At 69.1% G+C, this 22,342-nt stretch carries 26 protein-coding genes, 1 tRNA gene and 1 pseudogene; 16 read left to right on the top strand and 12 right to left on the bottom strand.

Translation table 11 applies throughout. The annotated features are described in order from the left end of the window. Positions 1-82: 82 nt before the first annotated feature. Positions 83-541: a DUF5796 family protein gene (locus C471_RS03095; RefSeq protein ID WP_004046529.1), complete on the bottom strand. Its 459-nt coding sequence runs from the start codon at positions 539-541 to the stop codon at positions 83-85. Between the two features lie 117 nt (positions 542-658). On the opposite strand from C471_RS03095, the gene C471_RS03090 reads away from it, so the two are divergent. The 7 genes from C471_RS03090 (at position 659) to C471_RS03060 (ending at position 5,523) form a co-directional block, all read left to right on the top strand. Then, positions 659-2,059, top strand: a complete 1,401-nt coding sequence (locus C471_RS03090) for a hypothetical protein (protein ID WP_049908937.1) — start codon at positions 659-661, stop codon at positions 2,057-2,059. Continuing rightward, positions 2,059-2,520 carry a hypothetical protein gene (locus tag C471_RS03085; protein ID WP_004046527.1) on the top strand — a complete coding sequence of 154 codons (462 nt, stop codon included), beginning with the start codon at positions 2,059-2,061 and terminating at the stop codon, positions 2,518-2,520. Before C471_RS03090 ends, C471_RS03085 begins: the two co-directional genes overlap by 1 nt. Positions 2,521-2,611: 91 nt before the next feature. Continuing rightward, the gene (locus C471_RS03080) at positions 2,612-3,187 is read left to right on the top strand and encodes a hypothetical protein (protein ID WP_004046526.1); all 576 of its coding nucleotides are present in this window, start codon (positions 2,612-2,614) and stop codon (positions 3,185-3,187) included. A gap of 94 nt (positions 3,188-3,281) precedes the next feature. Then, positions 3,282-4,175 (top strand): shikimate kinase, encoded by an 894-nt coding sequence (locus tag C471_RS03075; RefSeq protein ID WP_004046525.1) that lies wholly within the window; start codon positions 3,282-3,284, stop codon positions 4,173-4,175. Between the two features lie 15 nt (positions 4,176-4,190). Further along, complete coding sequence (locus C471_RS03070; protein WP_004046524.1) at positions 4,191-4,484, top strand: chorismate mutase; 294 nt, start codon at positions 4,191-4,193, stop codon at positions 4,482-4,484. 178 nt (positions 4,485-4,662) lie between these two features. After that, on the top strand, positions 4,663-4,983 hold the full coding sequence (locus C471_RS03065) for a hypothetical protein (protein ID WP_193366104.1): 321 nt from the start codon (positions 4,663-4,665) through the stop codon (positions 4,981-4,983). After that, positions 4,984-5,523 carry a hypothetical protein gene (locus tag C471_RS03060; RefSeq protein WP_004046522.1) on the top strand — a complete coding sequence of 180 codons (540 nt, stop codon included), beginning with the start codon at positions 4,984-4,986 and terminating at the stop codon, positions 5,521-5,523. It abuts the gene before it with no gap. A 192-nt stretch (positions 5,524-5,715) separates the two neighbouring features. On the opposite strand, the gene C471_RS03055 is transcribed toward C471_RS03060, so the two are convergent. Further along, complete coding sequence (locus C471_RS03055) at positions 5,716-6,069, bottom strand: type II toxin-antitoxin system PemK/MazF family toxin (protein ID WP_049908936.1); 354 nt, start codon at positions 6,067-6,069, stop codon at positions 5,716-5,718. Between the two features lie 3 nt (positions 6,070-6,072). Next, complete coding sequence (locus tag C471_RS03050; RefSeq protein WP_004046520.1) at positions 6,073-6,339, bottom strand: AbrB/MazE/SpoVT family DNA-binding domain-containing protein; 267 nt, start codon at positions 6,337-6,339, stop codon at positions 6,073-6,075. 125 nt (positions 6,340-6,464) lie between these two features. On the opposite strand from C471_RS03050, the gene C471_RS03045 reads away from it, so the two are divergent. Continuing rightward, the gene (locus tag C471_RS03045) at positions 6,465-6,842 is read left to right on the top strand and encodes a hypothetical protein (RefSeq protein ID WP_004046519.1); all 378 of its coding nucleotides are present in this window, start codon (positions 6,465-6,467) and stop codon (positions 6,840-6,842) included. Positions 6,843-6,863: 21 nt separating this feature from the next. Here the strand turns inward: C471_RS03045 and C471_RS03040 are convergent, their stop codons facing one another. Then, positions 6,864-8,846, bottom strand: coding sequence for an ATP-binding protein (locus tag C471_RS03040; protein ID WP_004046518.1), 1,983 nt, complete (start codon positions 8,844-8,846; stop codon positions 6,864-6,866). Between the two features lie 128 nt (positions 8,847-8,974). Here C471_RS03040 and C471_RS03035 point away from each other — a divergent pair, with 128 nt between their 5' ends. Continuing rightward, complete coding sequence (locus C471_RS03035; RefSeq protein ID WP_049908935.1) at positions 8,975-9,325, top strand: DUF5518 domain-containing protein; 351 nt, start codon at positions 8,975-8,977, stop codon at positions 9,323-9,325. A gap of 30 nt (positions 9,326-9,355) precedes the next feature. Here the strand turns inward: C471_RS03035 and C471_RS03030 are convergent, their stop codons facing one another. Further along, positions 9,356-10,972 carry a tryptophan--tRNA ligase gene (locus tag C471_RS03030; RefSeq protein WP_004046516.1) on the bottom strand — a complete coding sequence of 539 codons (1,617 nt, stop codon included), beginning with the start codon at positions 10,970-10,972 and terminating at the stop codon, positions 9,356-9,358. A gap of 201 nt (positions 10,973-11,173) precedes the next feature. Here C471_RS03030 and C471_RS03025 point away from each other — a divergent pair, with 201 nt between their 5' ends. Continuing rightward, positions 11,174-11,599, top strand: coding sequence for a universal stress protein (locus tag C471_RS03025; RefSeq protein WP_004046515.1), 426 nt, complete (start codon positions 11,174-11,176; stop codon positions 11,597-11,599). A 74-nt stretch (positions 11,600-11,673) separates the two neighbouring features. Here C471_RS03025 and C471_RS03020 read toward each other — a convergent pair whose 3' ends face one another. After that, positions 11,674-13,203: a globin-coupled sensor protein gene (locus C471_RS03020; RefSeq protein ID WP_004046514.1), complete on the bottom strand. Its 1,530-nt coding sequence runs from the start codon at positions 13,201-13,203 to the stop codon at positions 11,674-11,676. Positions 13,204-13,416: 213 nt separating this feature from the next. Between C471_RS03020 and C471_RS03015 the strand changes: the two genes are divergently transcribed. From C471_RS03015 to moaA, 3 genes are all read left to right on the top strand, one after another. Then, positions 13,417-14,196: an MBL fold metallo-hydrolase gene (locus tag C471_RS03015; RefSeq protein ID WP_004046513.1), complete on the top strand. Its 780-nt coding sequence runs from the start codon at positions 13,417-13,419 to the stop codon at positions 14,194-14,196. A 46-nt stretch (positions 14,197-14,242) separates the two neighbouring features. Continuing rightward, on the top strand, positions 14,243-14,935 hold the full coding sequence (gene tenA, locus C471_RS03010) for a thiaminase II (protein ID WP_004046512.1): 693 nt from the start codon (positions 14,243-14,245) through the stop codon (positions 14,933-14,935). Between the two features lie 105 nt (positions 14,936-15,040). Then, the gene (moaA, locus tag C471_RS03005; protein WP_004046511.1) at positions 15,041-16,045 is read left to right on the top strand and encodes a GTP 3',8-cyclase MoaA; all 1,005 of its coding nucleotides are present in this window, start codon (positions 15,041-15,043) and stop codon (positions 16,043-16,045) included. Between the two features lie 32 nt (positions 16,046-16,077). On the opposite strand, the gene C471_RS17335 is transcribed toward moaA, so the two are convergent. Together C471_RS17335 and C471_RS03000 are read right to left on the bottom strand one after the other, a co-directional pair. Then, the gene (locus tag C471_RS17335; protein ID WP_160163120.1) at positions 16,078-16,215 is read right to left on the bottom strand and encodes a hypothetical protein; all 138 of its coding nucleotides are present in this window, start codon (positions 16,213-16,215) and stop codon (positions 16,078-16,080) included. 70 nt (positions 16,216-16,285) lie between these two features. Then, a tRNA-Arg gene (locus C471_RS03000) sits at positions 16,286-16,360 on the bottom strand. Between the two features lie 107 nt (positions 16,361-16,467). Between C471_RS03000 and C471_RS02995 the strand changes: the two genes are divergently transcribed. Together C471_RS02995 and C471_RS02990 are read left to right on the top strand one after the other, a co-directional pair. Then, on the top strand, positions 16,468-17,112 hold the full coding sequence (locus C471_RS02995; protein ID WP_004046510.1) for an AAA family ATPase: 645 nt from the start codon (positions 16,468-16,470) through the stop codon (positions 17,110-17,112). Further along, complete coding sequence (locus C471_RS02990) at positions 17,109-17,561, top strand: RNA-binding domain-containing protein (protein WP_004046509.1); 453 nt, start codon at positions 17,109-17,111, stop codon at positions 17,559-17,561. The genes C471_RS02995 and C471_RS02990 overlap by 4 nt, the downstream gene beginning before the upstream one ends. A gap of 29 nt (positions 17,562-17,590) precedes the next feature. Here C471_RS02990 and C471_RS02985 read toward each other — a convergent pair whose 3' ends face one another. The 4 genes and pseudogenes from C471_RS02985 to C471_RS02970 form a co-directional block, all read right to left on the bottom strand. Further along, the gene (locus C471_RS02985; RefSeq protein WP_049908934.1) at positions 17,591-18,163 is read right to left on the bottom strand and encodes a hypothetical protein; all 573 of its coding nucleotides are present in this window, start codon (positions 18,161-18,163) and stop codon (positions 17,591-17,593) included. Between the two features lie 113 nt (positions 18,164-18,276). Continuing rightward, positions 18,277-18,870, bottom strand: coding sequence for a GNAT family N-acetyltransferase (locus tag C471_RS02980; protein WP_004046507.1), 594 nt, complete (start codon positions 18,868-18,870; stop codon positions 18,277-18,279). 79 nt (positions 18,871-18,949) lie between these two features. Continuing rightward, positions 18,950-19,803 (bottom strand): annotated as a pseudogene (locus C471_RS02975) (DMT family transporter). A gap of 90 nt (positions 19,804-19,893) precedes the next feature. Continuing rightward, entirely contained in the window at positions 19,894-20,565 is a 672-nt protein-coding gene (locus tag C471_RS02970) for an ArsR/SmtB family transcription factor (protein WP_004046495.1), read from the bottom strand. A 161-nt stretch (positions 20,566-20,726) separates the two neighbouring features. On the opposite strand from C471_RS02970, the gene gpmI reads away from it, so the two are divergent. Then, the gene (gene gpmI / locus C471_RS02965) at positions 20,727-22,307 is read left to right on the top strand and encodes a 2,3-bisphosphoglycerate-independent phosphoglycerate mutase (protein ID WP_004046493.1); all 1,581 of its coding nucleotides are present in this window, start codon (positions 20,727-20,729) and stop codon (positions 22,305-22,307) included. The last annotated feature ends 35 nt before the right edge of the window (positions 22,308-22,342 follow it).

The raw sequence follows: 22,342 nt of genomic DNA, 5'->3' as shown, positions 1-22,342 counted from the left end.
GGTTAGCGAGGGTTAGCGAGGGTTAGCGAGGGTTAGCGAGGGTTAGCGAGGGTTAGCGAGGGTTAGCGAGGGTTAGCGAGGGTTAGCGATGCGCGTCGAGCCCGTCTTCGGGCGCCTCGACGATCTCGTAGCTCCCCTCGGTCCAGCCGTCCTCGACGAAGACGAAGACGCGGCCCCCGGCGATCTCGGGGTCGGCGATCACCTCGTTGCGCTGGCCCTCCCGCGCGACGATCACGCCGGGGAACACCTCGTCGCGCTCGCCGTCCTCGACCATGACGCGGCCGACGCCCGATTCCTCCAGGATCTCGTCGTCGGTGTTGTAGTCGTTGACGTACGTCATCACGCCCTCCGTCTCCGTCGGGTCCGTGACGAGCACGTGCGTCTCCTTGCCGGGACCGGCGGTCACCGACCCCTCGACGGCGTCCGGGACGCCGCGGTAGAGGGTGGTCCGGCCGTCGAGGTACTCGACGACCACGCCCTCCTCTCGGAGGTCGATCCCGATCGACGTGGGGGGAACGTCGCTGCGTGACGGTGCTGACATACGCGCCGTTCGGTGCGCGCGCCTCAAAAGGGGCGCGCTCGGCGGCCGCGCCTCGGTCCTTCAGAACCGAGAATCGGGGATACCACATTTAAGGTCCCTCCGCCGGGAGGGGATCCCATGCAACGGACGCGACGGGGCCTGTTGGGTGTCGGCGCCGCCGCAGTCGTCGGGCTCTCCGGGTGTCTCGGCGTCGAGGGCGTCGAGTACCCCGACGCGGCCGCCGAGGACCCGCCGAACGCGGACAACGGAGACGACGGCGCTAACGGCGGAAGCGACGAGGGCGACGAGCAGGTCGACGGCGACGGTCCCGGACAAGTCGTAAACGAGGCGCTCGCGGCGGCGACGCGGAACGTCGTCGACGACGCCGTGTGGTTCGCGGCCGAGTACCCGTCGGCGGTCGAGACGTATCGGAGCGCGATCCGAAATGTGGTCGCCGAGATCGACGCCGTCCGGAACGCGGCCGACGAGACCGACGCGGTGACCGTCGAGATGGCCGACCGGCTGGACGAGGCGGGCCGCGAGGCCGCCGACACCGCCGCCGGCGCGCTGGAGCCGCACTTCCACCCCCGCTCCCGGATCGTCTCGCGGACCGAGCGCCACGTCGGGAAGCTCCGGACGTTCGCCCCCCGCGGCGACGTCGACCGCTTCCTGGAGGAGCTCTCGCGGATGCGCCGCGGCTTCGCCGCCGTCGGCACGGCCACCTACGTCGATGAGGTGTTCTCTCGCGAACCGATCCACAACCGGCTCTTGAACCGCCTGCTCTACCCGCTCCCGGACGGCGGCGACGAGGACCGCCGGCGGATCCGCGGCGGGACCTTCGTGGAGATCGGGCTCGCGAGCCGCCGCTTCTCGGCGTTCGCGCACGAGCCGTACGACGACGAGGAGCACGACCGCGACCGGATCCCGCAGATCTACGGGAGCGCGTTCGGGGCGGCCCGCCGCGAGGAACTGCGCGCGCGCCTGGGGCCGATACCGCGCTCGGAGGACCGGACCGAGGAGCTGTTCGTCGCCTTCGCGACCCGCCCCGAAGCCGGCGGCCGCCCGAGTCAGACGTTCGAGGGGTGGGCTCACGAGCTCGACGGCGTCCCGGTGTACGTCCAGCGGTACCCGGACGCGGCGACCGCGAGCGACCGGCTCAGCGAGGCGATCGCCGCCGCCTCGACCGAGGGGCTCGCGCCGATCGACCCCGACGCCACCGCGGCCGGATCCGACTTCACCGGGAACGCGACGGTCGAGGGGGACGGCGACGAAGGCGGCGGGAGCGGCGAAGAGGGCGGAAGCGCCGAGGGCGACGGAGGCGATCGAGAGCCCGCGTATCGGGGGCCGACCCGCTGGCACCGCCTCTACCACCACGAGGCCGAGGGCGAGCGGTACGGGTATGACGAGCACGCCGGCGTCCAGTACGGCTACGTGGTGCAGGCCGGCGAGTTCGTGCTCGCGACCGGCTTCTCGGGCGACGCGTGGGAGGAGCGAACGGGCTGGCAGGGACGACTGGCGGACGGGTGGGTGGTCGTCTGATGAACGGAAACGGAGTCGGTCTCACGGCGGCGGTGTTCGCGGTCGTCGGCCTCGGGGTCGGTCTCGTCGCTGCCGCCGCCACCGGGTGGGCGGAGGCGGCGCTCGCCACGGCGGCCACCGGCGAGACCGCGCGCTTCGGTCCGGTGTTCGTCGCGCAGTCGTACCTCGCCGTCACCGCCACCGCCCTGCTCTTCGCGCCTCTGCTCGCGGGCGTGCTCGGCGTCCTCGTCGGGTCGCGGGCGTACGACGCACAGGAGGCGGCCGCGACCTGCGGGCTCGGAGGCGGGCTCGGCGCGCTGGCGTACGGACTCGTTGTCGTCGTCCTCATCGTCGCGTCGCAGGGAGAGGCGGCGACGCAGGCTCACGGGATCGCGGACGCGTTCGGATCGATACTCACGACCGCGGTCGTCGCCGCCGTCGTCGGCGCGGTGACCGGCGTGCTCGGGTCGGTGACGGGATGACCACGTCGACTCGAACGTTCGCCGGTCTCGACCGCGGGACGTCCCGGCGTTCTCCTTCACATTTAGGGCGCTCGACGACGTGGGGGTCGTCATGACGCCCTCGCTCCGCCGTCGACGCCTGCTGGCCGCCGCAGTTCCCGGCCTGCTCGCCGGCTGTCTCGTGGAGTCGAGCGAGGACGCGGGGGAAGCCGGAGACGAGACCGGGACTGCCGCGGGCGACACCGGAAGCGACACGGGTGGCGACGGCGACTCCCTCTCGGAGGGGGGCGAATCCGCCGTCGAGCAGGCGGACGACGAGAGCCCCCCGGAAGAGGTCGGCCCCGACGGCTCCGGCCTCGTGGTCACGAACGTCGACGTGCTCGGCGTGACCGACGGCGGCTACGAGACGACAGTTGAGGCGCGACTCACCGTCGAAAACGCCGGGCGGTTCACGTACGGTACGGTCCTCTTCCGCGTCGACGCCTACGCGACCCGCCCGAACTCCAGCGAGCGGGAGGCGGTCGGCTACGCGTACTCGCGCGAGAGATACTCGTCCGGCGACCGGTTCGCCGACGGGACCGAACGGTTCACGGTCGAAATCGCGTTCCGGAGCCGGGAGACCCGAGCCCGAGCCGACCCGGACTGGTACGAGGTCGACGCCGCGGTCCGGCGCGCGGAGCCGGTCTGAGTCGGGGGCGCTCCACGCCGCCCCGTCCCTCGACCGCCGCGAGACACTCGCCGTAATCGCTACCTCTTTGTCCTCGCTCGCGAGCCGTGAGTGCATGGAGGGACGGGCAGCGGCGCTCGGCGCCGGAACCGTGTTGAACGCGCTCGCGACAGGCACCGGCGCGGCCTTCGGCATCGACGTCGAGACGCGCGCGACGGTGGCGATCGACCCGGACGCCGACGGCGTGCGCGGCTCGATCGCCGAAGACTCCGAGGCCGACACCGCCCTGATCGAGCGCTGCGTCTCGCTCGCGACCGAGCGCTGGGGCGACGGCGAGGGCGGCACCGTCCGAACCGACAGCGACGTGCCTCTCGCGGCCGGCCTCAAAAGCTCCAGTGCGGCCGCCAACGCGACGGTGCTCGCGACCTGCGACGCGCTCGGGCTGACGGTCGGCGACGACCCGGACGACCCCGCGATCGACCTCACCCGTCTCGACGCCTGTCGGCTCGGCGTCCGGGCGGCGCGCGACGCGGGCGTCACGGTCACGGGGGCGTTCGACGACGCCACCGCCTCGATGCTCGGCGGCGTCACCGTCACCGACAACGGCGCCGACGAACTGCGCTCGCGCGAGGCCGTCGACTGGGGCGTCCTCGTCTGGACGCCCCCCGAGCGCGCCTACAGCGCGGACGCGGACGTGGCCCGCTGCGAGGCCGTCGCGCCGATGGCGGACCTGGTCGCCGACCTCGCGCTCGGCGGTCGGTACGCGGAGGCGATGACCGTCAACGGGCTCGCCTTCTCCGCCGCGCTCGGCTTCGACGCCGACCCCGCGGTCGAGGCGATGCCGCACGCGACCGGGGTGTCGCTGTCGGGCACCGGTCCGAGCGTCGTCGCCGTCGCGGACCCCGACGACCCCGAGACGGACCTCGATCCGGTCGCCGACGCGTGGGGCGACCGGCCCGGAACGCTACGCCGAACGACGACGAGAAACGACGGTGCGGCCGTCGAGTGATCCCACTACCTACCAATGAGTGATACACCGAACTCCGAGGACCGAAGCCTCGACGAACTGCGACGCGAGATCGAGGACATCGACCGCGAGATTGTGGAACTGATCGCCCGTCGAACCTACGTCGCCGACACAGTCGCGGCCGTGAAAGACGAGCGCGACCTCCCGACGACCGACGAGGGACAGGAGGAGCGCGTGATGGAACGGGCCGGCGAGAACGCCGAGCAGTTCGACGTCGACGCCAACCTCGTGAAAGCGATCTTCCGGCTGCTGATCGAACTGAACAAGGTGGAACAGCGGGAGAGCCGATAGCTCGAAATTCGGCATTAAAAGCCGTATAGGCCCCGTTTAGCCCTCAAAATAATCTTCCGATAGCTGCTCTTTCGATCCAGGCTCGGTGAAAAACACCATCTCCGGTTTCGGTGGCTCCGAAGGAGGTGGTAGGGACAAGAGGGAAATCGTTTTGTCCCCGCACTCACAATGTACACACATGGGTTCCGGGTCAAAGAAAAAGCGCGTCCAGTTCCGTGCACCGAGGGGGCTGGTAGACCGAGCCGACGCGCTCGCTGCGGTGTTCGAGACGGATCGGACGGACATCCTCATCTCCGCGCTTCGGGACTACCTGCGGGACGCCGCGCACTCCGACGAGGTGAAACAGGAGATCGCGGAGGCCTTCTACGACGACGACATCACCTTCGAGGAACTGAAAGACCTCGTCGGGCACGAGGAGGCCGCCAACTTCCGACTGCTGAAAGAGCAACTGACCGACAAATTCGTGGACGAGGTTGCGGAGGAGCTGGCCGACTCGTAGATGGTTCTGATAGTCGCCGACACGTCGGCTCTCGTAAGCCTCGGGACGGTGGCGGGCACCCCACCGAATCCACTCGACCTTCTCCTCGATTCGCACACCGCGGTCGTCCCAGAGCAGGTCGTCGACGAACTCACCGAGACGGCGTCCTACGACGACGCATCCGGTGAGGCGGCACAGGCTGTTCTCGACCGTCGCTCTGCGTTCGAGACTCGTTCCACCGAACTGGACGAGACGTTCCCCTTGGACGATGGCGAGAACGCGGCGGTCACGCTGGCGAACGATATCGACGCCGTGCAACTGCTCTGTGACGAGTTCAATCGACTTGCGCTCGTCCACGCCTCGCTAGCCGAGACCCGCCTCGTCACGACGCCCATCCTCCTCACCGCGCTGGTTCGCAACGACGCGATCTCGCCTGACGCTGCCGACGAGTTCTTGGCCGAGATGAGTGACGCTCGCAGTTGGTCGTCAAACACCTACGTCGAGCGGGCGCAGTCCACGCTTCGACAGCAACGCGATAACGAGCAACCCGATCCGAAGTGATCGACTCGTTAGACACGCGATAGCCGATCGGACCGACTCTCCGTATAGCAGGGCACCTCATTTAAATATGGCACGGATATACACCCTCTGTATCCTGACTTCTATCGTATTGGGCGTGTGGTTGGACACTATTTCCCAAGAATCCATTATGGATTTCAGCGACTTGAACAAGGTGGAGCAACGGGAGAGTCGCTAGAGTTCCCTCAGACCGAGGCTGTATTCGAGTGCCTCGTCGACTTCCTCCATACGGGACGCCGGCACTGAGCCGAGACTGGTATTAATACGATGCTCGATGGACACCGTGCGAATCTGACTACAGAGAGCGACCGAGTCCTCTCGGAGCGGAGACTCGGCAGCCGAGACGAGTACCTCGAACGGGTACAGTTCGTCTCCTCGCGAGGTCGTAAACGGGACGACGATGGTCGTCGGCGCGTTCTCGTTCCCAACGTTGTTTTGCACGACTAGACATGGTCGTGTTCCTCGTTGCTCGGACCCCTCCGTCGGGTCAAGCTCGACGATGACGATGTCTCCGCGGCGAACGTCCATCGATTACCACTCGGGAACATCACCGAGGTACTCGTCGGCCTCGCGAGACACACCGTCCATCTCCTCCGCGAGGGCTTCGGATTCTGCTGCGCGTCGTCGGTACCCCTCAGCGAGTTCCTCACGGGACAGCGGTTTTTCGATGGTGATTTTCCCGTCCTCTTCGTGAACCAGTACCTCGTCTCCGCCGCGGATACCCAGTTTCTCTCTCAGTCCTTTCGGGAGGGTGACTTGCCCCCGTTCACCGACCTTACGTTCTTCGCCCTGGCTCATGAGTGTTCATATCATATTCATATGTAACTTCTTTTCGCTCGGAGAAGAGACCCGATCGGACGCGAGCATGACACCCGTCTGACTGGATTTTATGTGGGTTGCCGTGGTCTTTGGTATCTAGTCCCATGATCTCCGACCTCCCCGTAGAGAGCGTGAACGGCCAAGACGAGTGGAACTGGAACGAGCGGCGGGCCGATCGAACGACGCCGAGCGCGTCGGGCGGCGACGCGGATCGACGGCCCACCGGGACCGAACGCTCCGCCCATCCGGATCGGACCGTCGACGCGCACTGCGAGATCCGACGGCTCGAAGTGGAGATCGGCGCGCTCGAAGCGGAGCTCGAACAGACCGAGAAGCGCCTGAAACACGTTACCGAGCGGTACGAACGCCTCCTCGCCAGGAAGAATCAACAGCTCGCCGAGCAGACGGAGTCGACCGTGCAGCATTCTCCCCGCGTTACGCTCCGTGCGGTTCTCTCTCGACTGATCCCCGGTAACTGGTGAGTTTATGCGGCGGCGACAGCCTCACTCGTCGCGGATCGACCCGCGCTCGGCGAGCCGACGCGCAGTCTCGCTGAGTCCCGGCCCGCTCCGGTCCCCCTCAGCGCTCGCGGCGGGCTCTCCGTCCGCGTCGCCCTCGCTCCCTTCGCCGTCCGCCCGCTCCGAATTCTCCACGAGACCGTCGAGGATCGAGTCCGCGTCGGGCGTGTCGGCCTCCCCGTCGGTGCGGTCGTCGCCGTCGGCGACATCACCTCCGGTGACCGTCGCGGGATCGGCGTCCGGCGGGTAGCTCCGCTCGGCCGGCGGGACGAACGCGGTCTCGACCGCGCGGACGATCTCGCGGACGCTCTCCTCGTCGAGCCGGTCGGCGTACGCCTCGCGGATCAGGTCGGGAACGGCGTAGGCGTAGTGGCCCCGACCGGCGTGGCGGATGAGCCCCGCCCGCCGGATCGGGCGGTGGCGGCTGTACGCGTGGCCGGAGTCGCCGTCACCCCCGGCGTCGATGTGGGCGGCGACGGGGTCGCTGACGCCCTCGCGGCGGTAGTGTCGGAGCATCCCCTGCGAGAGTTCCGGGAGCGCCTCGATCCGGCTTCGGAGCTCCTCGATGACGGCCTCGCGGGTACCGAGTTCGACCGCGTCGTCGAACCGAAGCGCGCTCTCGGCCACGTCGGCGCGCGTGACCGGGTCGACGTCGTCGACGGGAGGGTCGTCGTTCGGGGCGTCCTCGATCGAGGAGTCGGCGTCGCCCCCTCTCGTGACGGCGTCCGCGTCCCCATCGACCTCGATGTCCCCGCCGGCGTCCGAGGTCTCCGGTTCGGTCGCGTCCCCATCGCCAGCCTCGGTCGCGGCGACCGCCTCGTCGTAGGATTTGAGCACGGACTGGTCCCGGTCCCCGCCGTCGCCGCCTTCTCGGCCGGCGGCTGTGGACTGCCCGCTTCCGCCGCGGTAGGGCGCCTCGGCCTTCCCGAGGAGCGCCTGCGCGAACTGGTCGGCCATGTTGCTCAAGTCGCGCGCCTCCTCCAGCTCGCGTTCGAGGTCGGCGATCCGTTTATCCTTCTTCTCGAGCTCCTGCCGGAGGTCGGCGATCTCGGACTCGCGGCGCTCCTTCTCGTCGGAGATCGACTGGAGCTCGCCCACGAGGTCGCTGGAGACCGACTTGAGCTCCGGGCGCTCGAAGTCGTCGAGGCCGGGCGTCGCGCCCGCGTCGAACGTCTCCTTGCGGTGGAACTGGATCCGGCGGATCGACTCGTCCCAGTCGGTCATCAGGAAGGCCTCGCCGTCGCCGAGATCCTCGACGGCGCTGGCGTACTTCGAGCCGAGGATCCGCCCGACGACCTTCGTGTCGTTGTCCCACGTGAGCCGGTGCCAGCAGAGCCAGTCGCACTGGGTGATGAAGTCCTTCTTCACGTCGGCCGGGCGCTGGCTGATCCCGACGATTCCGAGGCCGTGTTTCCGGCCGCGCTTGCCGACCTTGATCAGCATCTTCCCCGTCTCGTCCATCCCGCCGCCCTCGGGGATGTACTCGTGGCACTCCTCGACGACGAGCAGGAACGGCTTCTTGAGGCGCTTCTCCTTCGCGAACAGCTGTTTGACGACCTCCAAGAGCAGCTCGTTGGCCGTCTCCTCCTCCAGGTAGCCGGAGACGTCGAGGATGATCGGGACGTTCTGTTCCAAGGCCAGATTGGCGAGCTTCTCCGCGTGTTCCGGAGAGACGACGATGTCGCACTCGTCGTCGGCGCCGGCGTGGAGGATCTCGTACTCCTCCTTGAGGCCGTAGTACTCCCCGTCGGTGTCGACGATCATCACGGGGAACCCGTTGTCGAGGAGGTTCTCGATGACGACCGACGCCGTGTTGCTCTTGCCGGATCCGCTTTTGCCGGTGATAAAGGATCGGCCGGTGAGCACGTCGACGACCGGGAGCTCCACCGGCGACCCCGGTTCCGCCGTCGCGTCGCCCCCGATCCCCTCGCTGACGTCCGCGACGTGGATCGCCTCCTGCTCGGTCATACCCGTGACAGGTACCGCCCGCCCCATAAACTATCGGCTCGGGCGGCGCGTCCGAGACGAGACCGATGTGCGGTCTCCGGTCGACGCTCCCCGCAAGACGTATGTCGGTGCCGGGAAACCGTCGAGTCGTGAACACCGACAACAGCCTCCTCAACGCGGCTATCGGTGCGGTCGCGACGATCGGCCTCTCCTTCACCGGGATCTCCCCGGTCCTCGGCGGCGCGCTCGCGGCGTACCTCGAAGGCGGCGAGACCGGCGACGGGCTCCGGGTCGGTGCGCTCTCCGGACTGATCGCGTCGCTCCCGCTCGCCGCTATCGTCGTCTTCGCTCTGGCCGTCTTCTCGTTCGGCGGTGACCTTGGCGTCGCGATCGGAGGCGGCCTGCTCGTGCTCGCGATCGTGGCGATCGCCGTCGGATACACCGTGGCGCTGAGCGCGCTCGGCGGCGTTCTCGGGGCCTACTTAAAAGACGAGCTGTAGCGCTCCGGAAGCGACGCTTGGCGAGCCGCCTCAGTGCTCGCCGCCCGTCCCGCGCCGGTCGGAGTCCAGGTCGATGTCGAGGTCGTCGAGCAGCTCCTCGGCTTCCGCGCGCTTCTCCTGGTGGTCCTCGAGGAACTCCCGCATCAGTTCGGCCGCCTGCTCCTTACAGCCGCCGCAGAGGCGCTCGCCGTTGACGCACTCGGAGTAAACGGTCTTGGTCAGCTCGTCGTCGTCGCCCGCGAGCAGGTAGGCGTACAGCTCGTAGACCGGGCACTCGTCGGCCTCGCCGCCGAGTTCGCGCTGCTCCTCGGCGGTGTCGCGCCCGCCGGTCGTCGCCGCCCGGACCTTGTCGTAGCCGTCCTCGGGGTCGTCGAGCAGCGAGATGTGGCTCGCCGGGATCGACGAGGACATCTTCCCGCCGGTGAGCCCGGTCATGAAGCGGTGGTAGATCGAGGAGGGCTGGCGGAAGCCGAACCCGTCGTGGTCGATCTCGACTTCGCGGGCGACCGACTCGGCCTCGCCGCGAGTGAGGTCGAAGGCGTCGACGTGGCCCTCGAACACGCGCTTCTCGCCGTCGACGGCCCCGATCAGCGCCTCGAACGCCTCCTCGGTGGCGTTGCGGTCGAAGAAGCGCACGCGGGGGCGGAGCGGCTCCTTGCCGCCCGCGCGGAGCTTGTCGAGGGCGGTGGTTTTGGCGGCGGCGAGGTCGACGGCCTCAGACTCCGTCTCCGGTGGCTCGTAGTCGGCGAGCCACGCGGCGGCGTCCTCGCAGCGCACGTCGGCGTCTGCGTCGCCGTCGCTGTCGTCACTCCCGTCGCCCCCGCCCGCGAGCGCGTCGTAGGCGGCCCGGACGAGCTGACGCTCGTCGTCGTCGAGCTCGAAGGAGGCGAACGCCTCGGTCACCTTGAAGTAGCGCACGCGGGTCGCCAGGTCGCGCGTCAGCCGGACGTGGGGGTCCTGGTCCGGGCCGACGGGGATGACGGTGGGCTTCGGCTCGTCGACGAGCTGCGGGTAGAGGATGTCCGCGGTCTGGGTGATCACGCTCTGCATGTGCGAGATATTGGTCTCGCCGTCGAACCCGTAGATCGCCTCGAACTCCGAGAAGTTCGCCTTCGACCCGAGTTCGAACCCCAGGTCCTGCACCTCGCGGTTGTCCGACTGGCGGTAGATCTCTCCGTCCTCGGCGTCGAAGCCGAGCGCGAGGAGGCTCAAGAGGTAGTTGCGCGCGTGCTCGTCGATCTCGTCCCACGACATCCCCCGGGCGGAGTGGGCCTCCAGGTCGGCGATCAGGCCGAACGCGTCGCCGCCCTGCCGCTGGTGCCAGATGATCTCGTCGAACACGAGCTTGTGGCCGATGTGGGGGTCGCCGGTGGGCATAAAGCCGGAGAGCGCGGCGAACGGCTCGTCGTTCGCCATCGCCTCGGCGACCGCGTCGTACTCGCGGTGTCCGAAGATGACGCCGCGGCGCATCAGGTAATGCGGGTCGACCACGTCGTCGGCGACGTCGTCGAACGCCTCGATGCCGAACTCCTCGAACAGGTCCGCGTAGTCGCCGACCGACGCCGACCCCCACGGGTCGAGCGCGACGTCCTCGGTCGGTTCCGCGCGCTCGGTCCCGCCGTCCGTTCGGGGGGTGTCCTCGTCCATACGTCTCCTCCAGTCGGTCGACGCAAAAACCGTTCGCTTGCGCGAGAGGGAGTGCCACGCCGCCGGACGCAGCCGGATGGCACCAGTCGACGCGCCGCCGAACGGGAGCGACGGGGAGAGGAGAGCGTCCCGCGGTCCCGCGTTCCCACCGAGCGACCGAGAGGCCGTACCGTTATTTAACACCGGACCGAACGATCGACCATGTACGACGACCTACTGGTGCCGACCGACGGGAGCGAGGCGGTCGACCGCGCGCTCGAACACGCGATCCGGCTGGCGAGCGACCACGACGCGACGATTCACGCGCTGTACGTCGTCGACCGACGCATCGCCACCGCGAGCTCCGGGGAGCTCCACGACGAGGTCGTCGCCGACCTCGAATCGCAGGGGGAGGCGGCGGTCGGTGCGGTCGCCGACCGCGCCGAGGAGGCGGGCGTCGACGTCGAGACCCACGTCGTGGCGGGGACCCCGGACACGGAGATCGTCGACTACGCCGACGAGCACGGGATCGACGTGATCGTGATGAGCCCCGAGGGGAAGTCGCCCCGCGAGCGGATCCGGTCGCTCGGGAGCGTCTCCGACCGCGTGGCCGACGACGCGAGCGTTCCGGTGTTCCTGATCAAGTAGCCGTTCGATAGTCCTGATCAAGCAGCCGTTCGATAGCCCGAGCGCGGTCCCGCCTCGGCGGCGCGGACGGGTACCTACTCCGTCAGTTCAGCCGCGGAGTCGGCGATCTCGTCGACGCGCTCGCGCTGTCGGTCTGTCGCGCCCGCGATCTCGCTCGCGCTCTCAGCGATTGTCTCCGCCGAGTCGGCCGAGTCGTCGACCATGGCGGCCACCTCCTCGACGGAGGTCGCCTGCGAGTCCATCGCGTCCGACACCTCGGCGATCCCGTCGGAGGCGTCGACGACCGCGCCCTCGATCGCCTCCAGCCGCTCGACCGCTTCGTCGACCTGCCCCGTCCCCTCCGCGACCTGGTCGGCGACGCGTTCGAGCTCGTCGAGCGTCGACTCGCCGCTGTCGGCCACTTCTTCGACCGTGTCCTCGATGTCGGCGGCGTGGTCACTGGCGTCCTGCGCGAGCGACTTCACCTCGTCGGCGACGACTTCGAACCCAGATCCGGCCTCGCCGGCGCGGGCGGCCTCGATGGAGGCGTTCAGCGCGAGCAAGTTCGTCTGCTCGGCCACGTCGCCGATCACGTCGGTGACGCCCCGTATCTCGTCGACCTGCTCTTGCAGGTCGGCCATCTCCTCGCGGACGGCATCGGTGGCCTCGCGGATCGCTTCCATGGTCTCCGCGGCGTCGCCCGCGGCGTCGACGCCCTCGGCCGCCAGAGCGGCGGCGTCGTCGCTGGTCGCGGCCACCTCGTCGGCGGTCGCCGCGACCTCTTCGACGGTCGCGGTCATCTCGTTGGCCTCGCGCGAGAGGTCGTCCATCCGGTCCGACTGCCGGCCGGCGAGGTCGTCGATCCGATCGCTCTCCTCGGCGACCGCCGCGGTGGTCTCGCGGAGCGCCGTCGCCGGCTCGCCGATCCGCTCGGCGACGCGCCGTGAGAGCTCCCGCTGGCGGCGGGTCTCGCGTTCCGCCTCCGCGACGTACGAGGCCACGTACGTGTCGATCGCGAGCTGTTGGTCGAGGAGGAACGCCTTGAGTACCGACAGCGCCTCCTCCCGGAACTGCTCGACCGCCTCGGCGGCGTCGGCGGTCGCCCCGTCCTCGGAACCGTCGGCGGCGGATCCGTGCCCGGCGGTCCCGCCGGTCGCCCGGTCGGCCAGCACGTCGAAGAGCCCCTCGTAGTACACCGAGTACTGCCCGAGGTACGCGTCGGGCTCGAGCCCGAGCAGGTCGTGGAGCCGTCCCACGCGCGCCCGGTCGGCGAAGTACTCCCGGCCGTAGTCGCCGCCCACCAGCCCGGTGAGGTACCGGCGCTGGCCGGCGACGAGCGCGGGCATGGGGAGCGAGGACCGGTCGAGCACCGGGCGGACCTCCGGGTCGGAGTCGATGTGGTCGTAGAAGTCGTCGACGATGTCGTCCGCGACTGCGTCGACATCGTCCGCGATAGACGAGAGCCGGGCGGCGTCGCGCTCGTCGAACTGAGTGTAGCGCTTCCGGCGTTCGATCTCCGCCGCGTCAATTCCGAGTTCGTTCAGCAGTTCGCCGCCGTCGACGGTCGCTCGGACGTCGTCGTCGACGCCGCGCTCGCCGTTGCGATGAGTTCCCTGACTGCTCATGTCCGGGTTATCCGGATCCGGTTTATGAGTCCTCTTCCCCGATTATCAGGTCGGAAATCTCCATGACTGCGGCGGGTCGGAAGTTCGCGCTCGGGAGTGTCGCAGTCGGAAGCGTCGCGACCGGTCGTCCCGGAGCCGATCGAGTCGTCTCGCGGTCCGGTTGGGGGTCGCGGTCCGACCGAGTTAGGTGACTGGGCGCACGGACACACGAGCATGGAACTCACCGTCCTCGGGTCCGGCAGCGCCATGCCGGTCCCGGACCGCGCGCAGGCCGGCTACCTCCTCGACGACGGCGACCGGTCCCTGCTCGTCGACTGCGGCAGCGGCGTCCTCCAGCGGCTCGCCGGTACCGAAACCGGCTACGAGGGAGTCTCGACCGTCCTCCTGACCCACCACCACCTCGACCACGTCGCGGCGCTCCTCCCTCTGATAAAGGCCCGGTGGCTCGCCGGCGAGGAGCACTTGGAGGTCGTCGGCCCCGCGGGGACCAAGTCGCTCCTCGACGGCCTCCTCGACGTCCACGAGTACCTCGACGGGCGGATCGATCTGGCGGTCCGGGAGGTGTCGGCGGCGCGCCCCTTCGCCGCCGCCGGGTTCGACGTGACCGCTCGCGAGACGCGCCACTCGATGGACGGGTTCGCCTACCGGTTCTCGCCGCCGAGCGCGGACGTCGACCCCACGGAGGGGCCGCTCACGCTCTCGGGGGACACGGAGGCGTTCGCGGGCATGGCGTCGTTCGCGGACGGGAGCAACCTCTTGGTCCACGACTGCTCGTTCCCGGACGGCACCGACGTGTCGAACCACCCGAACCCCACGCAACTCGGCGAGTCGCTCGCGGGCGTCGACGTCGACACGCTGCTGTGCTCGCACCTGTACCCGCACACTGGGGGCCGCGAGCGAGAGATGGCGCAGAGCGTCCGGGACGCCGGGTTCGACGGCGACGTCGAGATCGCCAGCGACGGGCTCCGAATCGGTATCACAGATAGTTATTAACTAGTAATACAACAAAGTTATATCTCGGCGTATCGAGGGCTCGCCCATGGCGTTCAGCGACGACCTCTTGGAAGCGGGGGCAGACATCTGGGCGGCCCAGTTCGAGCATCCGTTCGTGCGCGAACTGGCCGCCGGCGACCTCGACGAGGCGGCGTTCCGGCGGTGGCTCGAACAGGACTACCGGTACCTCTCTGACTACGCCCGCACGTACGCTGTGGCGGGCGCGAAGGCGCGAGACGAGGCGGCGATGGCGACGCTCCTCGGCGGGGCCGACGCCGTGTTGAACGAGGAGCTCGACCTCCACCGGTCGTTCGCCGGCGAGTACGGGGTCGACCCCGAGGACCTGTCCGCCGTCCGGAAGCGCCCGACCTGCGAGGCGTACACGAGCTACCTCGTTCGCACGGCGCACGAGCGCCCCGTTCCGGTCGCGGTCGCGGCGCTGTTCCCCTGCATGCAGGGGTACCTCGACGTGGCGGACCACATGGCGGAGATCGCGGACGGAGAGCACCGATACACACCGTTCATCGAGACGTACACGAGCGACGAGTTCCGCGCGGAGACCGCGTCGATGCGCGACCTCCTCGACGACTACGCGGCGTCACACCCCGGCCACCGAGACGCGATGCGCGAGGCGTTCCTCACGAGCGCCCGCCTCGAACTCGCGTTCTGGGAGATGGCGTACGCCGGTGAGGAGTGGGAGGTGGAGACCGAGGGGACGGTCGTGGCCGACCAGGCGTGACGTGACTGAAGGTGCGAACGTGCTCGGCGAGACGTAACCGCTCCACGTTACGCTCCCGCACGATCGACCCAGATGTTTAAGCAAACGCGGCGGTTCCGATCGGACATGGCCGGCCCACTCGCGGACGACTTCGGACGGGAGGTGACGGGGGTTCGGATCTCGCTCACCGACCGGTGTAACTTCGACTGCGTCTACTGTCACAACGAGGGGTTAGGCGACACGCGGGGGCCGATGGAGCCGAGCGACGACGAGATGAGCGCCGACGACGTGGTCCGCTTCCTGGAGGTCGTCGAGGGGTACGGCGTCGACTCGGTGAAGTTCACCGGCGGCGAGCCCATGCTCCGACAGGACCTCGAAGAGATCGTCGAACGCACGCCCGACTCGATGGAGGTGTCGCTGACGACGAACGGGACCTTCCTCCCCGGACGCGCCGAGGACCTGAAGGCCGCCGGACTGGACCGGGTGAACGTCTCGCAGGACGCGCTCGATCCGGACGACTTCGCCGAGGTGACCAAGTCCGGCGCCTACGAGCGCGTGCTTGAGGGCGTCAAGGCCGCCGTCGACGCCGGACTCGATCCCGTGAAGCTCAACATGGTCGTGTTCACGCACACCGCGGGCTACGTCGAGGAGATGGTCGAGCACGTCGCCGACAACGAGGGGCTCCAGCTCCAGCTCATCCAGTACATGCCGGAGCTGACCGGGAAGCCGGAGTGGAACGTCGACATCGGGCGCGTCCACGACTGGCTCGCCGAGAAGGCCGACCGCGTCGAGCGCCGCGAGATGCACGACCGGAAGCGCTACTTCGTGGGCGAGGACGGCGACGACGACACCGACGGCATGGTCGAGATCGTCGATCCCGTCGAGAACGAGGACTTCTGCGCCAACTGCGGCCGCGTCCGCGTCACCCACGAGGGGTACCTGAAGGGGTGTCTCAACCGCAACGACGACCTCCGGTCGATGGGCGAGATGACTCGGGAGGAGATCGCGGAGACGTTCGAGGCCGTGGTAGCTAATCGGGTGCCCTACTACGGCGAGTACCTGATCGAGAACGACGACGGCGAGTACGAGATCAACGAGGAGTACCTCGGAACGCCGAGCGTGGCGGACTGAGCCGGGAGGTTCTGACCGCGCCGGGAGGCTTCTCAGGCGGACCCGGAATCGACCGGTCCGAAATCGCCCCACTCGCCGTCGATAGCTCCGTCGGCGAGGGCGTCGGTACAGCCGGCGACCGCGGCGGCGACGCCCCCGCGACCGAGGAGACCGCGTCTGGAGGGCTGCATACGGTTGGCCAGTGACTCGGAAGGGCTGTAGTATTGTGTGACGGACACCACTTATCACACTGCGAACGAACGGGCACAGTGGGATTCGAACCCACGACCGTCGGATTAGAAGTCCGACGCTCTATCCGGGCTGAGCTATGTGCCCTCACTCGAAGGTCTCACACCCAGCGCCAAAAACGCCGACGGTTCGCGCCGATATCGCTCCACGCCTCAACAGCAGACCTAAGTCTGCGACGGGACTACTCGCCGCCAATGAACGTTATCGGAACCGTCGGCCTCCCCGGCAGCGGGAAGGGGGAGGCGGCGAACGTGGCCGAGGAGGCGGGGATCCCGGTCGTCGTCATGGGCGACGTGATCCGGGCGGAGTGCCGCCGACGCGGGCTCGACCCGGCCGAACACCACGGTCGGATCGCGGGCGCGCTCCGCGAGGAGGAAGGCGACGACGCGATCGCCGCCCGGACGCTCCCGCGGATCCGGGAGGCGGCCGCCGAAAGCGAGCGCGACACCGTCCTCGTCGACGGGCTCCGCTCGACCGTCGAACTGGAGCGCTTCCGGGAGGCGTTCGGCAACGACTTCACGCTCGTGGCGGTCCGCGCCCCCTTCGAGCTCCGCGCCGAGCGGCTCGACGACCGCGGCCGCGACGACTCCGACTCCGACTTGGAGGCGCTCCGCGAGCGCGACGACCGCGAGATCGAACTCGGCCTCGGCGAGACCCTCGAACGGGCCGATGTCGAGATCGACAACACCGGGACGCTCAACGAGTTCCGGCGCCGCGTCCGGGAGGTGCTCGGCGTCGCGGAGGACGGGAGGAGCGGCGACGACGACGCCGCGACCGACGGCGACGCCGCGACCGACCCCGATCCCGCGGCCGCGAACCCCGGAGGTGACGGCTCGTGATCTACAGCGTCGACGTGCGGATCGAGGCGCCCGTCCGCGACACCGAGGTGACCGACCGGGTCGCCGACGCGGTTCGGAACGTGTTCCCGGACGCGGAGCCGATCCACGAGGACGGCCGGCTCATCGCCGAGGCGCACACCTTAGACGCCTTCTCCGACGTGCTCCACGAGCAGGAGATCCTCGACACCGCCCGGCGCGTGTTCTTACGGAACAGCACCGACGATGGGTTCGACTTCTCGCTGAAGAAGCAGGCGGCGTTCGAGGGCGTCGTCAACTTCGCGGTCGGAGAGCCGGACGAACTCGGCGAGATAGACGTCGAAGTCCGTGTCCGAGAGCCGGACGTCGAGGCGTTCATCGACTACGTCGCGCCCGAGACGGACGAGGGCCGGCCCGTCGACCCCGCACGGGAGTACGGCGACCGGATCGATCCCGAGGACGCCGAGTACTGAGGCCGCTTCGAGGAATCGATTTCGCCGGCTCAGTCGCTCAGCAGCGACGAGGCCGCCCCGCCGATCGCGCCGAAGACCGCCGGGTAGACGGCGCCGGCGAGCAGCACTGCGGTGACGAGGTCGGGCGCCACGGTCCCGTCGCCCACCGAATACCGGAACAGGAACGCGCCGATCACGGCGAGCGGGAGGTACCCGGCGAGGACGAACGCACCGGCCTGTGCGCCGTCGACCGCCTCCGTCACGCCGGCGGTTCGACCGGCGACGACGCCGGCGACGACGAGCAGGAGCGGCGGGACGAGGAACAGAAACGACCCGGCCTCGCCCTGTGAGAGGAGGTTCGCCGACTGCGCGCCGCCGATCAGTGAGGGGGCGTTGACGTCGACGAAGTGGGCGTTGTAGAACATCCATCCCGCGGCCTGCCACGTGGAGATCGGGTCACCGCCGAACAGGTCGGCGAAGAAGTTGATCCCCGAGAGCCCCTCCTCGATCCGGTCGCCCTGCGTCACGTATACGACCAGATAGCCGAGGACGTACGCGACGGCACCGCCCGCCGCGCCGCCGGCGATTCCCTGCATTCGGTTCGATCGATCGGGGACAGACATGTTCTCGGTGTCGTTTCGGCGGTCATAAGTGTTTGTTGGCTCGGCGCGCTCGCCGCCGAACGCGTTCGGCCGCCGGATCGTCGCCTCCGAGGCGGCTCTCCGCGCGTTCCCCGCTACTCGGTCACCCCGCGCCACTCGTCCCGTGAGATCGAGTACCGGACCTCGTCGTGGACGCTGCCGTCCGCGAAGGCGATCTGATTCCGCAACAGCCCCTCGCGGCGACCGCCGAGCCGGTCCACGTACTTCCCGATCGCCCGCTGCGACTGCTCGTTCTCGGGGAGGTGGCTGACGGCGACCAGGTCGAGGTCGAGGTCCGCGAAGGCGACCTCGACGAGCGCCGCGGCGCGTTCGCCCGAGTAGCCGCGGCCCCAGAACCGCTCACGGAGCCAGGTACCGAGCTCGGCGGTCCGCTTCTCCCAGTCGACTGAGAAGCCGCCGAAGCCGGCGATCTCGCCGGCGCCGTCCTCGCCCTCGCGGGGTCGGATGACGTAACTCGCCGCCTCGTCGTCTTCCCATCGCTCGCGGCCGCGTTCGAGGAACTCGAGCGTCTCCTTCTTCGTCTCGTGGGGGTCCCACGTGACGTACTCGGTCACCGCGTCGATCCCGGGGTCCGACGAGCAGATCCGATAGCAGTCGTCGAGGTCGACGTTCTCGGGCCATCGGGGCTCCAACCGCAACCGGTCCGTCTCGATGGTCTCGGGGAACATACCCGCCCGTCTCGCGGATCTGTATAAAAACCACGGTGAGCGTGTGTCGTGTTGCCACGCACCGTCGGACTTCGGAACCTCACCCGACGACGCCGTACTCACGGAGCGCGTCCCTGAACGCCGTCCGCTTCACCAGCGCGAAGCCGACGCAGATGATCAGGAAGCCGGCGACGGTGTTGACGCTGTCTCTTATACACATCTCTGATGGCGCGAGNGATCGAAGTAGATGAGGAAGCCGAGCCCGCTGGCGGCGATCGACAGATAGGCGAGCGCGAGCACCGCCTCCGTGGTCCACGCCACGTCGGCCAGCGACTCGCCGAGTCCGAGCGACAGCAGGTGCATCAGCGCGGCACCGAGGAGCATCGACCACGCCTCCATCGTCTCGATCGGGAGGTCGTCGTCGGACGCACGCATGAGAACCGAGCCGAGCGCGAACGCCGCCGCCGCCAGGAGGACGAGCAGCTTCGCGACCGTGCCCCCGCCGGCGAGGTTACTCGGGTCCGGCGCGGCCAGCACGATCGCGCCCGCGAGTCCGACGAGGAGGCCGACGACGCCGACGACCGTCAGCCGCTCCGAGGGGAGGAAGGCGCGCGCGAAGACGGTCGTCAGGACGGGCGAGAGGCTGACGATAACGGCCGCGACGGCGCTCGTCACGGCCGGGTCGCTCTCGCCGATAAAGAGAAACGCGTGGTAGGCGGCGATGACCAGCGTCGCCCCGACGGCGACGACGGCCCACTCGTCGCGTCCCCGCGGGATCGGGTCGTCGACGACGTACGCCGCGTACGCGAGCATGATGACGCCGGCGACGTCGTATCTGAGCGCGGCGAAAAGCACGGGCGGAAAGTACGTCAGCCCGGCCTTGATCGCCATGAACGCCGAGCCCCACACTGCGGCAAGGACGAGGAATAACGCGAGGTTCCGTGTTCGGCTCACGTGCGGACCTCTCCCGGGAGCGCGCCAAAAGGTTCCGAAAGCGGCCGGTCGTGCTGGGACCCGTGCTCGTCCGGAGACGCTCTCCGAGGGCTACCGGATCCGGAACCGGTCCACGTCGGCGGAGCCGTCGCGGGCGACGACCCCCACGTCGGCGAGCCGCCGGAGGGCGTCGGCGACCGTCTCCTCGCGGGCACCGACCTCCTCTGCGACCGCCTCCGGGGTGCCGTCGGTCTCGACCAGCGCGGCGAGGACCGCCGCGAAAAAGCGGCTGTCGGATTCGGTCCCGAGCCGCTCGTCGATCTCCGCCAGCGTGTCCTCGACGCGGCCCTGCACCCACCGCTGGGCCAGCGAGAGCTCGCGGTCGAGGTTCTGAAGCCGGCCGAACTCGCCGGCGAGATCGGCCAGATCGCTCGACGACCCGGACCCGTCGGGGATCTCTATCGAGAGGTGTTGACACCGCGCCGCCATGTCGAAGCTGTTCTTCGCCGGATACGCGCTCTTCGCGCCGAAGCCGTACGGAGAGACGCTCACCTCCAGTCGGAGGCTCCGCGTGATCCGGAAGTACTTGCGGCGCTGGTCGTCGGTGGTCGACTCGATGAGGCCGGCCTCCTCCAGCTTCCGCAGGTGGTCGATGACCGCCTTCGGGCTCACGTCGAGGTACTCCGAGATCTCCGTGACGTAACAGGGCTTGGTGGCGAGCAGCCGGAGGATGCGCCGCCGGTTCTCGTTGCCGAGGAGATCGAGCAGTACCGCGGAGTCCATTAACGTATGGTTAGCGTCGTAGCCGGAAAAGGCTGACTCACGGAGAGCGAACCGATCGCCCTCCTGCGGGCGATCGGTCGGCCCCGCGCTCCCGGTCGGGCGGACCCTCGGCGATCGATCGGAGCGAAGGGTAGTTACCCCGCCACCGAAAACGAGGGGGTATGGAAACGGCGCTCATCATTCTCGACGGATGGGGTCTCGGCGGCGGAGCGAGCGGCGACGCCGGGGGCGGAACGAGCGACGGCGAGACGGTCGATCCCTCGGGGCGGCCCGCGGGACGTGACGCGGTCGCCGCCGCCGACACGCCCGCGTTCGACGCGGCGACCGAGCGCGGCGCCGACGGGCGGCTCGTCGTCCACGGCCGACGCGTGGGGCTCCCCGAGGGGCAGATGGGGAACTCCGAGGTCGGCCACCTGAACATCGGCGCCGGCCGGGTCGTCAAACAGGCGTACACCCGCATCTCCGACGCGCTCGCAGAGGGGTCGCTGTCCGACAACGACGCCATCGCGGGGGCGCTCGACCACGCCGACTCGACCGGCGGGCGAGTCCACTTCATGGGGCTCGTCTCCGACGGCGGGGTCCACTCGGACGTGGAGCACCTGCTCGCGCTGATCGACGCCGCCGCCGACGCCGGGGTGCCGGCGACGAGCCACGCGTTCACGGACGGCCGCGACACCGCCCCGGAGATCGCCGACCGATTCCTCGAAGACGTGACGGCGAAGGCGGACGAGCGCGGGACGGGCCACGTCGCGACCGTGACCGGCCGCTACCACGCGATGGACCGCGACGAGAACTGGGAGCGGACGCGGAAGGCGTACGACGCCATCGTCGAGCGCGAGGCCCCCCACGAGGCCGAGACGGCGGTAGAGGCCGCGACCGAGGCGCACGCCCGCGGCGAGACCGACGAGTTCATCGAGCCGACGCTGGTGGCCGACGAGCCCGCGCTCGACGACGGCGACGCGGTCGTCTTCTTCAACTTCCGCGCGGACCGCGCCCGGCAGCTGGTGCGGATGCTCACCGACACCCGGCCCGACTGGGAGTTCGATCTGGACCAGCCCGATGTCCGGATGACCACGATGACCGAGTACGACGAGACGTTCGAGTTCCCGGTGGCATTCCCGCCCCAGATGCCCGAGAACACCATCGGCGAGGTGGTCTCCGACGCGGGGCTCACCCAGCTCCGGCTCGCCGAGTCGGAGAAGTACCCGCACGTGACGTATTTCCTCAACGGCGGTCGCGAGGTGGAGTTCCCCGGCGAGCGCCGCGAGATCGTCGAGAGCCCGGACGTGCCGACGTACGACCTCCGGCCGGAGATGTCGGCGCCGGAAGTGACCGACGAGGCGGTCGGTATCATCGAGGCCGACGACCCGGACCTGCTGGTCCTCAACTACGCGAACCCCGACATGGTTGGTCACACCGGCGACTTCGACGCCGCGGTCGAGGCGGTCGAGGCGGTCGACGCGCAGCTCGACCGCCTCCTCGACGCGGTCGCCGACGCCGGCGGCCACGCGGTCGTGACCGCCGACCACGGCAACGCCGACGACATGGGTACTCCCGCGGATCCCCACACCGCCCACACGTTCAACCCGGTCCCGTTCGTCTACCTGTCCCCCGACGGCGACGACGGCGGACGCGTGATCCGCGAGGGCGGCTCGCTGTGCGACATCGCGCCGACGCTCGTGGATCTGATCGGCCTCGATCGCCCGGCCGAGATGACCGGCGAGAACCTCCTGACGGAGTGACCGGTCGGCGGTAAACGGTAAACTCCGGTCGAATT

This window comes from Halorubrum saccharovorum DSM 1137 (assembly GCF_000337915.1).
Classification (GTDB): Archaea; Halobacteriota; Halobacteria; order Halobacteriales; family Haloferacaceae; genus Halorubrum; species Halorubrum saccharovorum.
This window is presented reverse-complemented; position numbering and strand designations above follow the sequence as displayed.

What these genes read in the sequence shown, in the direction of transcription:
- C471_RS03095 (WP_004046529.1), bottom strand. Translation starts at nt 541, where the DNA reads ATGTCAGCACCGTCACGCAGCGACGTTCCCCCCACGTCGATCGGGATC.
- C471_RS03040 (WP_004046518.1), bottom strand. Translation starts at nt 8,846, where the DNA reads ATGACCGAGCAGGAGGCGATCCACGTCGCGGACGTCAGCGAGGGGATC.
- C471_RS03055 (WP_049908936.1), bottom strand. Translation starts at nt 6,069, where the DNA reads ATGGACGTTCGCCGCGGAGACATCGTCATCGTCGAGCTTGACCCGACG.
- C471_RS02980 (WP_004046507.1), bottom strand. Translation starts at nt 18,870, where the DNA reads ATGTTCCCCGAGACCATCGAGACGGACCGGTTGCGGTTGGAGCCCCGA.
- C471_RS03080 (WP_004046526.1), top strand. Translation starts at nt 2,612, where the DNA reads ATGACGCCCTCGCTCCGCCGTCGACGCCTGCTGGCCGCCGCAGTTCCC.
- C471_RS03025 (WP_004046515.1), top strand. Translation starts at nt 11,174, where the DNA reads ATGTACGACGACCTACTGGTGCCGACCGACGGGAGCGAGGCGGTCGAC.
- C471_RS17335 (WP_160163120.1), bottom strand. Translation starts at nt 16,215, where the DNA reads ATGCAGCCCTCCAGACGCGGTCTCCTCGGTCGCGGGGGCGTCGCCGCC.
- C471_RS03015 (WP_004046513.1), top strand. Translation starts at nt 13,417, where the DNA reads ATGGAACTCACCGTCCTCGGGTCCGGCAGCGCCATGCCGGTCCCGGAC.
- C471_RS02985 (WP_049908934.1), bottom strand. Translation starts at nt 18,163, where the DNA reads ATGTCTGTCCCCGATCGATCGAACCGAATGCAGGGAATCGCCGGCGGC.
- C471_RS02995 (WP_004046510.1), top strand. Translation starts at nt 16,468, where the DNA reads ATGAACGTTATCGGAACCGTCGGCCTCCCCGGCAGCGGGAAGGGGGAG.
- C471_RS03065 (WP_193366104.1), top strand. Translation starts at nt 4,663, where the DNA reads ATGGGTTCCGGGTCAAAGAAAAAGCGCGTCCAGTTCCGTGCACCGAGG.
- C471_RS03030 (WP_004046516.1), bottom strand. Translation starts at nt 10,972, where the DNA reads ATGGACGAGGACACCCCCCGAACGGACGGCGGGACCGAGCGCGCGGAA.
- C471_RS03060 (WP_004046522.1), top strand. Translation starts at nt 4,984, where the DNA reads ATGGTTCTGATAGTCGCCGACACGTCGGCTCTCGTAAGCCTCGGGACG.
- C471_RS03070 (WP_004046524.1), top strand. Translation starts at nt 4,191, where the DNA reads ATGAGTGATACACCGAACTCCGAGGACCGAAGCCTCGACGAACTGCGA.
- C471_RS03075 (WP_004046525.1), top strand. Translation starts at nt 3,282, where the DNA reads ATGGAGGGACGGGCAGCGGCGCTCGGCGCCGGAACCGTGTTGAACGCG.
- tenA (WP_004046512.1), top strand. Translation starts at nt 14,243, where the DNA reads ATGGCGTTCAGCGACGACCTCTTGGAAGCGGGGGCAGACATCTGGGCG.
- C471_RS02970 (WP_004046495.1), bottom strand. Translation starts at nt 20,565, where the DNA reads ATGGACTCCGCGGTACTGCTCGATCTCCTCGGCAACGAGAACCGGCGG.
- C471_RS03045 (WP_004046519.1), top strand. Translation starts at nt 6,465, where the DNA reads ATGATCTCCGACCTCCCCGTAGAGAGCGTGAACGGCCAAGACGAGTGG.
- C471_RS03050 (WP_004046520.1), bottom strand. Translation starts at nt 6,339, where the DNA reads ATGAGCCAGGGCGAAGAACGTAAGGTCGGTGAACGGGGGCAAGTCACC.
- gpmI (WP_004046493.1), top strand. Translation starts at nt 20,727, where the DNA reads ATGGAAACGGCGCTCATCATTCTCGACGGATGGGGTCTCGGCGGCGGA.
- C471_RS03090 (WP_049908937.1), top strand. Translation starts at nt 659, where the DNA reads ATGCAACGGACGCGACGGGGCCTGTTGGGTGTCGGCGCCGCCGCAGTC.
- moaA (WP_004046511.1), top strand. Translation starts at nt 15,041, where the DNA reads ATGGCCGGCCCACTCGCGGACGACTTCGGACGGGAGGTGACGGGGGTT.
- C471_RS03085 (WP_004046527.1), top strand. Translation starts at nt 2,059, where the DNA reads ATGAACGGAAACGGAGTCGGTCTCACGGCGGCGGTGTTCGCGGTCGTC.
- C471_RS03020 (WP_004046514.1), bottom strand. Translation starts at nt 13,203, where the DNA reads ATGAGCAGTCAGGGAACTCATCGCAACGGCGAGCGCGGCGTCGACGAC.